At 34.0% G+C, this 12,197-nt stretch carries 11 protein-coding genes; 10 read left to right on the top strand and 1 reads right to left on the bottom strand.

Translation table 11 applies throughout. From position 1 onward, the window contains the following. Positions 1-87: 87 nt before the first annotated feature. The 5 genes from CD032_RS04475 to tuf all read left to right on the top strand — a co-directional run bounded on the left by CD032_RS04475 (position 88) and on the right by tuf (position 5,008). Positions 88-342: a ribosomal L7Ae/L30e/S12e/Gadd45 family protein gene (locus CD032_RS04475; protein WP_019468566.1), complete on the top strand. Its 255-nt coding sequence runs from the start codon at positions 88-90 to the stop codon at positions 340-342. 95 nt (positions 343-437) lie between these two features. Beyond that, a complete protein-coding gene (gene rpsL / locus CD032_RS04470) occupies positions 438-851 on the top strand; it encodes a 30S ribosomal protein S12 (RefSeq protein WP_019468565.1) in 414 nt (137 codons plus the stop codon). Positions 852-922: 71 nt separating this feature from the next. Continuing rightward, positions 923-1,393, top strand: a complete 471-nt coding sequence (gene rpsG / locus CD032_RS04465; protein WP_019468564.1) for a 30S ribosomal protein S7 — start codon at positions 923-925, stop codon at positions 1,391-1,393. Positions 1,394-1,511: 118 nt separating this feature from the next. Beyond that, positions 1,512-3,605, top strand: coding sequence for an elongation factor G (fusA, locus tag CD032_RS04460; RefSeq protein WP_019468563.1), 2,094 nt, complete (start codon positions 1,512-1,514; stop codon positions 3,603-3,605). A gap of 215 nt (positions 3,606-3,820) precedes the next feature. After that, complete coding sequence (tuf, locus tag CD032_RS04455) at positions 3,821-5,008, top strand: elongation factor Tu (protein WP_064264070.1); 1,188 nt, start codon at positions 3,821-3,823, stop codon at positions 5,006-5,008. Positions 5,009-5,172: 164 nt separating this feature from the next. On the opposite strand, the gene CD032_RS04450 is transcribed toward tuf, so the two are convergent. Then, the gene (locus tag CD032_RS04450) at positions 5,173-6,345 is read right to left on the bottom strand and encodes a M20 family metallopeptidase (protein WP_103211219.1); all 1,173 of its coding nucleotides are present in this window, start codon (positions 6,343-6,345) and stop codon (positions 5,173-5,175) included. 190 nt (positions 6,346-6,535) lie between these two features. Here CD032_RS04450 and CD032_RS04445 point away from each other — a divergent pair, with 190 nt between their 5' ends. The 5 genes from CD032_RS04445 (at position 6,536) to CD032_RS04425 (ending at position 12,172) form a co-directional block, all read left to right on the top strand. Further along, positions 6,536-7,723 (top strand): glycine C-acetyltransferase, encoded by a 1,188-nt coding sequence (locus CD032_RS04445; protein WP_040029893.1) that lies wholly within the window; start codon positions 6,536-6,538, stop codon positions 7,721-7,723. A 184-nt stretch (positions 7,724-7,907) separates the two neighbouring features. After that, positions 7,908-8,402 carry an AAA family ATPase gene (locus CD032_RS04440; RefSeq protein WP_019468559.1) on the top strand — a complete coding sequence of 165 codons (495 nt, stop codon included), beginning with the start codon at positions 7,908-7,910 and terminating at the stop codon, positions 8,400-8,402. Between the two features lie 108 nt (positions 8,403-8,510). Then, positions 8,511-9,080 (top strand): GNAT family N-acetyltransferase, encoded by a 570-nt coding sequence (locus tag CD032_RS04435; RefSeq protein WP_103211218.1) that lies wholly within the window; start codon positions 8,511-8,513, stop codon positions 9,078-9,080. Positions 9,081-9,104: 24 nt separating this feature from the next. Beyond that, on the top strand, positions 9,105-9,611 hold the full coding sequence (locus CD032_RS04430) for a GNAT family N-acetyltransferase (protein ID WP_019468557.1): 507 nt from the start codon (positions 9,105-9,107) through the stop codon (positions 9,609-9,611). Between the two features lie 221 nt (positions 9,612-9,832). Continuing rightward, complete coding sequence (locus tag CD032_RS04425) at positions 9,833-12,172, top strand: CDP-glycerol glycerophosphotransferase family protein (protein WP_026034767.1); 2,340 nt, start codon at positions 9,833-9,835, stop codon at positions 12,170-12,172. Positions 12,173-12,197: the final 25 nt, after the last annotated feature.

Raw genomic sequence — 12,197 nt, 5'->3', positions numbered from 1 at the left:
AAAAATGTTAATTAAAGTTGACTACGCAGTAATTTTGATGTTATTATTATTAAGGTTGATGCAAGCAGAACTTTGGAGGATACTTAGATGTCTAATGAAAAAGTTGCACGCTTTAACAAACAACACTATGTTATTGGTCTTAAACAAACGCTGAAAGCATTGAATAAAGATCAAGTGACATCATTGATTATCGCTGAAGACGTTGAGATTCATCTGATGACTCGCGTGTTAAGTCAAATCAATCACAAAAACATATCTATCTCATTTTTCGAGAGCAAACAAGCTTTAGGAAAGTATGTAGGTATAAACGTTAATGCGACTGTTGTTGCATTATTGAAATGAGATTAGTAAGATTTTTTCTTACTAAATTTTATTTACCTTTAAAATGAACCACCTGGATGTGTGGGATTATAAAAGAAGAGAGGAGGACATATTTCATGCCAACTATTAATCAATTAGTACGTAAACCAAGACAAAGTAAATCAAAAAACTATGATTCACCAGCATTGAACAGAAACTACAACAGTAAAAAGAAAAAGTACACTAGCTTAAACTCACCACAAAAACGTGGTGTTTGTACACGTGTAGGTACTATGACACCTAAAAAACCTAACTCTGCGTTACGTAAATATGCTCGTGTGCGTTTGTCTAACAACATCGAAATCAACGCTTATATTCCTGGTATCGGACACAATTTACAAGAACACAGTGTTGTACTTGTACGTGGTGGACGTGTAAAAGACTTACCTGGTGTGCGTTACCACATCGTACGTGGTGCACTTGATACTTCAGGTGTTGACGGTCGTAGACAAGGTCGTTCATTATACGGAACTAAAAAACCTAAAAAATAAGGTTAAGATTGCGTAAATTTTCGTTATAAATAATGGAAATATATTATAATTAGGAAGGGAGGATTTATATTATGCCTCGTAAAGGATCAGTACCAAAAAGAGACGTATTACCAGACCCAATTCATAACTCAAAATTAGTTACTAAATTGATTAACAAAATTATGTTAGATGGTAAACGTGGAACAGCTCAAAAAATTCTTTATTCTGCATTTGAATTAGTTCAAGAACGCAGTGGTCGTGAAGCTATCGAAGTTTTCGAAGAAGCTATCGACAACATCATGCCAGTATTAGAAGTTAAAGCACGTCGTGTAGGTGGCTCTAACTATCAAGTACCTGTAGAAGTTCGTCCAGAACGTCGTACTACTTTAGGCCTTCGTTGGTTAGTTAACTATTCACGTCTTCGTGGTGAAAAAACGATGGAAGAACGTTTAGCTAACGAAATTTTAGATGCTGCAAACAACACTGGTGGTGCAGTTAAGAAACGTGAAGACGTTCATAAAATGGCTGAAGCTAACAAAGCCTTCGCTCACTATCGTTGGTAGGATAGTAGGTTTTTCCCTGAGCATGTTCCACACGGATAGTTTACTATCTAGGTGCATGCTTAGGGCATCGCCATATTTATAGTATTTATTCGCAGTTATACTGGAAGGAGAAAAATACATGGCTAGAGATTTTAGTTTAGAAAGAACTCGTAATATCGGTATCATGGCTCACATCGATGCTGGTAAAACAACTACGACTGAACGTATTCTTTACTATACTGGACGTATCCATAAAATTGGTGAAACTCATGAAGGGGCTTCACAAATGGACTGGATGGAACAGGAGCAAGACCGCGGTATCACTATCACATCAGCTGCAACAACAGCTTCATGGGATGATCACCGTGTAAACATCATCGATACACCAGGACACGTAGACTTCACTGTTGAAGTTGAACGTTCATTACGTGTACTTGATGGTGCAGTAACAGTACTTGATGCGCAATCAGGTGTTGAACCTCAAACTGAAACAGTTTGGCGTCAAGCAACAACTTACAGCGTTCCTCGTATTGTTTTCGTAAACAAAATGGACAAATTAGGCGCTAACTTTGAATATGCTGTAAGCACAATTCATGATCGCCTACAAGCGAATGCACAACCAATCCAATTACCAATTGGTGCGGAAGACGAATTTGAAGCAATCATCGACTTAGTTGAAATGAAATGTTTCAAATACAACAATGACTTAGGAACTGAAATTGAAGAAATTGAAATTCCTGAAGATCAAAAAGAAAGAGCTGAAGAAGCTCGTGCAACACTTATTGAAGCAGTAGCTGAAACAAGTGATGAATTAATGGAAAAATATCTTGGTGACGAAGAAATTACTGTAGCTGAATTAAAAGACGCTATTCGTGAAGCAACTAATAATATTGAATTCTACCCAGTTCTTGTTGGTACTGCCTTCAAAAACAAAGGTGTTCAATTAATGCTTAACGCAGTAATTGATTATTTACCATCACCATTAGATGTTAAACCAATTGTCGGCCACCGTGCTGATGATCCAGAAGAAGAAGTTATCGCAAAAGCGGATGACAATGCTGAGTTCGCTGCATTAGCGTTCAAAGTAATGACTGACCCTTATGTTGGTAAGTTAACATTCTTCCGTGTGTACTCAGGTACATTAACATCAGGTTCTTATGTTAAAAACTCTACGAAGAACAAACGTGAACGTGTAGGTCGTTTACTACAAATGCACGCTAACTCTCGTCAAGAGCTTAACACAGTTTACTCAGGAGATATCGCTGCTGCGGTAGGTCTAAAAGAAACTGGTACTGGTGATACTTTATGTGGTGAGAAAAATGACATTATCTTGGAATCAATGGATTTCCCAGAACCTGTTATTCACCTATCAGTTGAACCAAAATCTAAAGCTGACCAAGATAAAATGACTACAGCTTTAGTTAAGTTACAAGAAGAAGACCCAACATTCCATGCACACACTGACGAAGAAACTGGACAAGTTATCATCGGTGGTATGGGTGAGCTTCACTTAGACATCTTAGTTGACCGTATGAAAAAAGAATTTAACGTTGAATGTAATGTTGGTGCGCCAATGGTTTCATATCGTGAAACATTTAAGCAATCAGCACAAGTTCAAGGTAAATTCGCGCGTCAATCTGGTGGTCGTGGACAATACGGTGATGTTAAAATTGAATTTGAACCAAACGAAACAGGTGGCGGTTTCGAATTCGAAAACGCTATCGTTGGTGGTGTAGTTCCTCGTGAATACATTCCATCAGTTGAAGCTGGACTTAAAGATGCTATGGAAAACGGTGTATTAGCTGGTTATCCATTAATTGATGTTAAAGCTAAATTATTTGATGGTTCATACCATGATGTCGATTCATCAGAAATGGCCTTCAAAATTGCTGCATCATTAGCACTTAAAGAAGCTGCTAAAAAATGTGATCCTGTTATCTTAGAACCAATGATGAAAGTAACAATTGAAATGCCTGAAGAATACATGGGCGACATCATGGGTGACGTAACATCTCGTCGTGGACGTGTTGATGGTATGGAACCTCGTGGTAATGCACAAGTTGTAAATGCCTTTGTACCACTTTCAGAAATGTTCGGTTATGCAACATCATTACGTTCTAATACACAAGGTCGTGGAACATACACTATGTACTTCGATCACTATGCAGAAGTTCCAAAATCAATTTCTGAAGATATTATCAAGAAAAACACTGGTAATAAATCAGCTGAATAATTAAACTTGTAATGTGCAGTGACAGTCTGTACAATACATGTAAAGCTTAATTATATGGCTTACAGTTTTATTGATTGATTTTTTAGGGAAAATGCATTATAAAGGTACTGTATGGTACTTTTAACCTAAATAAATCATCTTCTCATGATGGTGAGAAACTGTCATGAGAGATAAATTTAACAATTAATTTTCTAACGAATAGGAGAGATTTTATAATGGCTAAAGAAAAATTCGATCGCTCAAAAGAACATGCCAATATTGGTACAATCGGACACGTTGACCATGGTAAAACTACTTTAACAGCTGCTATCGCAACTGTTTTAGCAAAAAATGGTGACTCTGTTGCACAATCATACGACATGATTGATAACGCTCCAGAAGAAAAAGAACGTGGTATCACAATCAATACTTCACACATCGAGTATACAACTGAAAAACGTCACTATGCTCACGTTGACTGCCCAGGACACGCTGACTATGTTAAAAACATGATCACTGGTGCTGCTCAAATGGACGGAGCTATCTTAGTAGTATCTGCTGCTGATGGCCCAATGCCACAAACTCGTGAACATATCCTTTTATCACGTAACGTTGGTGTTCCAGCATTAGTTGTATTCTTAAACAAAGTTGACATGGTTGACGATGAAGAATTATTAGAATTAGTAGAAATGGAAGTTCGTGACTTATTAAGCGAATATGACTTCCCAGGTGACGATGTACCTGTAATCTCTGGTTCAGCATTAAAAGCTCTTGAAGGCGACGCTGACTATGAGCAAAAAATCTTAGACTTAATGCAAGCTGTTGATGACTTCATTCCAACACCAGAACGTGATTCTGACAAACCATTCATGATGCCAGTTGAGGACGTATTCTCAATCACTGGTCGTGGTACTGTTGCTACAGGGCGTGTTGAACGTGGTCAAATCAAAGTCGGTGAAGAAGTTGAAATCATCGGTATGCAAGAAGATTCAAGCAAAACAACTGTTACTGGTGTAGAAATGTTCCGTAAATTATTAGACTACGCTGAAGCTGGTGACAACATTGGTGCGTTATTACGTGGTGTTGCACGTGAAGACATCCAACGTGGTCAAGTTTTAGCTGCTCCTGGTTCAATTACACCACACACAAACTTTAAAGCGGAAGTTTACGTTTTATCAAAAGATGAAGGTGGCCGTCATACGCCATTCTTCAGTAACTATCGCCCACAATTCTATTTCCGTACTACTGACGTAACAGGTGTTGTTACTTTACCAGAAGGTACTGAAATGGTTATGCCTGGCGACAACGTAGAAATGGAAGTTGAACTAATTTCTCCAATCGCTATCGAAGACGGTACACGTTTCTCTATCCGTGAAGGTGGACGTACTGTTGGATCAGGCGTTGTAACTGAAATCTACAAATAAGATATTTTATCTTGATATAGATTTGAAGAGTCTCCAATTTTTGGAGACTCTTTTTTATATTCGTGTTAACTCTTTTTTTGTTTTGACTATTTTTTAGTATAAATGAGATCATCATTCAAAAATTGGAATATTTGCATATAGAAAACGCCTTAGGCATCAAAAGCCTAAGGCGTTATTACATTTTCTAACTCCAATATTTTTAAAAACTGGCTGGCACTATATTTTAACGCTTTTTCATCTAGATTAAAATACGGACTATGATGTGGGTGTGTGGTACCTTTTTCAGGGTTACCGCAACCTGTTAGAAAGAATGCACCAGGACGTACTTTTTGATAATGTGAAAAGTCTTCGCCAATCATCATTAATTCTGATTCGTTAAATCTTAAATTCATATCATTCGTAGCTTGTTTAACAATGTCAAAACATTTTGGATTATTATGGACAGGTAAATATCCTTTGATATAATCAAAATCATAAGTGATGTCGTTCGCTACAGCTAACCCTTGTAAAAGCTTATCCATTTTGTGCATCACATGCGCTTGTACTTCTGTATCGAAAGTACGCACTGTGCCTTTGCAAAATGCTGTATCTGGAATGACATTATCTGCTGAACCAGACTGTACCATACCGAAGCTAATAACAGCTTGTTTTACAGGATCTATTGTTCTTGAAACAATCTTTTGCGCACTAATGATAAATTCAGCCATAATGACCACCGGATAGATTGTTTCGTGTGGTTTTGCACCATGTCCACCTTGACCATGAATGGTTACGTTGAATTCATCGGGAGAAGCCATCATTGCACCAGGACGAGAATAAATTGTGCCTGTAGGATAGCCACTCCACAAATGATTTCCATATACTCTATCTACATTTTGTAAGCAACCATCATCAATCATTTCTTGAGAGCCACCCGGCATGATTTCCTCACCATATTGGAAAATCAGTACGACATTACCATTTAATTTGGTTTTATACGCTTCTATTATTTCAGCAACTGCTAATAATGTTGCTGTATGGCCATCATGCCCACATGCATGCATCGCACCAGGATTTTTAGATTTGTAGTCTACTTCTGTTAATTCATTGATCGGTAAAGCATCAAAATCAGCACGCAATGCAATCGTTGGACCGTCTCCTTGTCCATTAAATGTTGCGACGATGCCATTTCGTCCGACGGGTGAACGAACGTCACATGATAGTTGGCTGAGTTGATTTAGGATGTAGTCACGTGTGTGATACTCCTCAAATGATAATTCAGGATATTGATGCAAATAGCGACGTATTTGAATCATTCTGTTTTCCTTTTCTCTTGCTAGTTGAAACCAATCAAACAACTTCAACCCTTCTTCCTTAAAATGATTATTCTATTATATCATTTTAAATGACTTTACTGTAGAGACAATTATTATGACTTTAATTAAATTGCAGAAAACGCTTTAGTGATTCGTGTGATTCTACTTTCCTGATACAAGAAAATGGGTTATGATAAGATTAAATAGTAGATAACTCAAAGGGGGATTTTCAGTGGTACAGTCACTACATGGCTTTTTAGATGAAAATATTCAGTATTTGAAAGAAAATGGACTTTATAACGAAATTGATACAATTGAAGGCGCGAATGGACCAGAGATTAAGATTAACGGGAAAAATTATGTCAATTTGTCTTCAAATAACTATTTAGGACTTGCAACAGATGAAGATTTAAAACAAGCTGCTAAAGATGCCATTGATACACATGGTGTAGGTGCAGGTGCGGTAAGATCTATTAACGGTACATTAGACCTTCATGATGAATTGGAAGCAACACTAGCGAAATTTAAAGGTACAGAGGCTGCCATTGCATACCAATCAGGTTTTAATTGTAATATGGCAGCAATTTCAGCTGTGATGAATAAAAATGATGCTATCCTATCAGACGAATTAAATCACGCATCAATTATTGATGGATGTCGCTTATCTAAAGCGAAAATCATTCGTGTCAATCATTCAGATATGGATGATTTACGTGCTAAGGCAAAAGAAGCTGTTGAATCTGGACAATACAATAAAGTAATGTATATTACTGACGGGGTATTTAGTATGGATGGCGATGTTGCCAAATTACCAGAAATCGTAGAAATTGCCGAAGAATTCGGTTTAATCACATATGTTGATGACGCACATGGCTCTGGTGTCATGGGCAATGGTGCAGGTACAGTGAAACATTTTGGCCTTCAAGACAAAATTGATTTCCAAATTGGTACATTATCTAAAGCGATTGGTGTTGTCGGTGGTTATGTAGCTGGTACACAATCATTGATCGATTGGTTGAAAGCACAATCAAGACCATTCTTATTCTCAACATCACTAGCGCCTGGTGATACAAAAGCCATTACTGAAGCTGTTAAGAAATTAATGGCATCAACAGAATTGCACGATAAACTTTGGGAAAATGGTAATTACTTAAAAGACGGACTGAAAAAATTAGGTTTTGACATTGGTAATTCTGAATCACCAATTACACCAGTAATCATAGGTGACGAAAAAGAAACACAAGCATTTAGTAGTCGCTTAAAAGATGAAGGTATCTATGTGAAATCTATCGTCTTTCCAACAGTACCAAAAGGTACAGGTCGTGTGCGTAATATGCCTACAGCTGCACATACAAAAGAAATGCTTGATCAAGCATTAGCGGCATATGAAAAAGTAGGTAAAGAACTAGGTACAATTTAACGCGAACTAGCTAAATATAAAACGAATATAAATAAAGCAACAAACTGCTAGACTGCTTATGTCCTAATTGTATGGACATGGGTTGTCTAGCTTTTTTGATTTTAATCATATTAATAGGGTATAGGTTTAACACTTAGGAAAGCATATACATAAATTACAATTTTTCTTGGATCTAGGTGATACAATGACAAAACTGATATTATTAAGAGGAAACTCTGGCAGTGGCAAAACGACCATTGCCCATAAATTACAAAACATGTTAGGCAATGGTGTCATGTGCGTGGGTCAAGACGAAATAAGACGCCATATGTTAAATGTTTCTGATAGCCCAGGGAATTTATCAATTGAGCTAATCAAAGACATTACAGCATATGGCATAGCGCATTGTAAATATGTTATTTTAGAAGGTATTTTCAATAAGGAAAAATATGGTAATATGTTACAGAGCATTATTTCAAATGCTCATATTAAAAGTTATATTTATTATTTTGACTTACCTTATGCAGAAACTGTGAGAAGACATCACACAAAAGCATATACGGATTTTAGTGCAGAAAAACTTGCAAGCTGGTTTGTTGAAAAAGATACATTAAATGTAGAAAATGAAAAATTGATTCCTGAAACGATGACACAACATGATATTCTCACGATGATCTTGAATGACCTAAATAAAGAGTGAAAATCATCATTAGAATCAGTTCATATTTTTAATAAAGTAAAAGGTTGATTTTATACCAAATGATGTTATAGTTTTGGGTGCTGACGCCTTATGTTAAGGGGTTTTTGAATGAAAAATAATTTATGGTTGCAATTCACTACACAACGGCTTATCATTAGACCGTTAGAAGAAAATGATTATGAGTCATGGTTGTCAGGATTTGTTAATCGTCATCCTGCGCAATACAAGCATGATAAAGGCCAAGTTGATATGTCAGATGCCACAGAACTATGGTTTGCAGCAATGGTTTCAAAGCATCAACAAGCCATTAAAGATGATGATTTGTATATATTCGGCATCTTTGATAAAACAGGACGTCACCTTGGCATGCTTAACATTAAAAATTTAAGCCGAGACCAATTTCAATGGGCTGAAATCGGTTATTTTATCCATAATCAATACTGGTATCAAGGCTATGCTTATGAAGCTTTAACAGAACTTGTGAAACAAACGAGAGAAACATTAAAGTTTCATAGAATAGAAGCACATATCAATTTGGATAATCAACCTTCTATTCGGTTAATTGAAAAATTAGGCTTTGAGTTTGAATGTATTCGAAAAGGATTTATTTTCGAACAAGGTCAATGGACTGACAACTACGTGTATTATCTCAATACACATGACGAACCAATGGGATAGTAAATAAAAGGAAGGAGTGTCAACATGGTTGAATTTAGAGAGTTAACAATGGCTGACGAAACATTATATTGTGATTATATGAAAGAATGGATAGATCACGATGAAAAGGTAGTGCCTGAGATTACGAATATTACCAAATACAATAATTTTGAAGAAATTGTACATGCATTAGCAGACAACAAATCTAATGATGAAACAGTAGATAATACGACATTGTTTTTAATTGACGATGATAAGATTATTGGTGCTGCCAATATTCGCCATAATTTGAATGAAAAGCTAAAAATCATTGGCGGCCATGTTGGCTACGGTGTTCGTAAGAGCTACCGGGGTAAAGGCTTTGGAAACAAAATCTTGAAAAAGTCATTAGATTATTTATCACGCATTGGTGTACAAGAAGCGTTGATTACCTGTGAAAAAGATAATGAAGCCTCTGCAGCTGCCATCTTACACAATGGCGGAGAAGAAATAGAAGCTTCAACATTAGATGATGGCACAATTGTCCGTCGCTTCCAGATAGAAATCGCATAAAAAAATATAATTATTAAAAGTTGCCAAGTAAGAAATTGGCAACTTTTTTTATGCTTAAAATATTTAAAAAGAGGAAAAACTAATTCAGAAATGTAATATAACATAGATATAAATAAAATAATAATGTATAATTAGCAGAGTTTAGTTTATTTCGAAAATAACTTTTATTAAATTTAGGGAATTTTTAAAAGTAAAAAGATTAGGGAACGAAAGGTGAGAAAATGAATATTAATATATTGGGATACAATATCTTTGCAAAAGGAGGCACATCAAGAAGCAACATAAATTTAATGAAATCATTTTTGAAGAATGGTAATAATGTGAATTACTTTAATATATTAGATTTTGAAAGTGATGATATTACTCGTTTAATTATACATGAAGGTATAAATAGTAGTAATGTTCAGTTTTATAAATTTGATGATTTTATTAAAATCGCAACAGGAGATTTACTAATTATCACTAGAGAAGAATTATTTATTTATGCCAAAGAGATTAAGCAAAAAAATAAAAAGATTAAAATAATTGGTGAAATTCATGGCCCATTAGAATATATAGATGACTCACTTGATTTAGGTTTAGAATACATTGATAGTATAAGAGTAAGTACTGATACTATAAAAGAAAAATTTATAGAGAAATACAAATATAACTCAGTGTTTTCCCAGTATGTAAATGCTGAACATATTGATCTCAAGAAAAATCCTATAAATACAAAGAGAAACCTTTTAATAAAAGCAAGGTTTGAAGATAATATTAAAGATATTTCTTATGTAATAAAATTAATAAACTATATAGTAAAAAACACGAGTAGAAATGATATACAACTGTATATAATAGGCTACGGTCCGTCAGAACTATTGTATAAAAATTTAGTTAAATATTATAGTTTGCAAAATAATGTTCATATTAATGAAAAAGAACCACTTAATTATATATACATTTCATCTTCGCCATATGAAACGTTAGGCTATTCAATATTAGAAACATTAGCTAGAGGGAATAGAGCACTTATTTATCCTGGTGATGATAATGTTTTAGAGGAAGTATATTCACAGTATAATGGTATTGAATTTCTAGAAAAGAACATTCGAAAAGATAGCTTGTTAATCACTTCATTATTAGACAGTAAATATACCAAGACAGCTCGAGAAGAAGATGTTCAGAAATTAAAAGCCACATTTCTAAATTCAAATTATAGCAATGATTACGTTAATAATTTTAAAAATATTACCAACAGTAAAAATATGTCGAAAGAATTTTTCTTCAAAAATAAATATGGGGAAAAATTTGTGCTTAAATTAAGAGAAAAGAATGAATTAAAAAAATTAAATAAGAAAAAAGAACAATTTAAAAAAATGAAAGCTTTACCTATTTTAAACAAAATTTTTTCAAATAAGTATTTGAATAACAAATTAAAAGAACGTTATAAACGAAAAGAAACGACTTTGTATAAACAAAAGCTAAACGAAATCATTCCTCAAGAAAACAAAGTATTCATTGAATCATTCCATGGTAATAATTTTAGCGGTGACCCAAAGTACTTAGCTTTAGGCATTAAAAACAACTATAAAGATAAAGAAATTTTTGTAAGTTCTACTAATTCACTTGTAGATATAGAAATTAGAAATCATGGATTTAAGCCGGTCAGATTTGGAAGTAGAGATTATATAGAAAAATTTAGAATGTCTAAATATATATTTATAAATGGTAACTCATGGGATAGAGTATATAAACATGAAGATCAAGTGTTTATTCAAACATGGCATGGTTTTCCTCTGAAAAAAATGGTTAGTGATTTGGGTGATGAAAAAGAAAGAAATTATCAGTTATCACAATTTAAACCAAGAATGTATAAATGGGATTATCTAATTACATCTTCAAATGTAAATAGTATGCTGTTAAGTTCTGCATTTCAATTACACGATAATAACGAATTGAAAATATTGGAATATGGCGCTCCTAAAAATGAATATTTACTAAAATTTCAAACAGATGAAGAATGGAGAAGGTTACAAAGAAAATACCTATTCATGCAAGATTCGAATAAAAAATATATTTTATACTGTCCTACTTGGCGAAAGCACAAACGTAGTCAAGTGACTAGTATTGATTTAAAGCAATTATTAGCCTACTTACCAAATGAATATGAGATTATAGTAAAGCTACATCCAAATGAAAGCTCATTAAGGCCTCAATATAATAATTTAGATCCTAGAATACATTGCTTTTATAATGAATTTGTAGATATACAAGAATTATATATTCTTTCAGACATTATGATTACTGATTATTCATCAACAATTTTTGATTTTGCACATTTAAATAAACCAATATTGTTATTGCAGGAAGACACAGAAGATTATAACAATAGTGTTGGTTTTTATTTCAATATATTTGAATTAGGTGATTTTCCGATTGCATCATTAAATGAGTATAAATTAGCTTTACAGATAAAAAACATTAAAAAGATTGATTACTCTAAATTAATTAATAGATTAATGAATTTAGACAGTGATGATAGTACTTATAAAATATTGGAAGAAATATTTTATAAGTAAAAATTAAATAAAAGGAATTGAACTT

The sequence above is a fragment of the Staphylococcus cohnii subsp. cohnii genome (assembly GCF_002902365.1).
Classification (GTDB): Bacteria; Bacillota; Bacilli; order Staphylococcales; family Staphylococcaceae; genus Staphylococcus; species Staphylococcus cohnii.
Note: the sequence above shows the minus strand (reverse complement) of the source record. Positions and strands in the feature narration are given on the sequence as shown.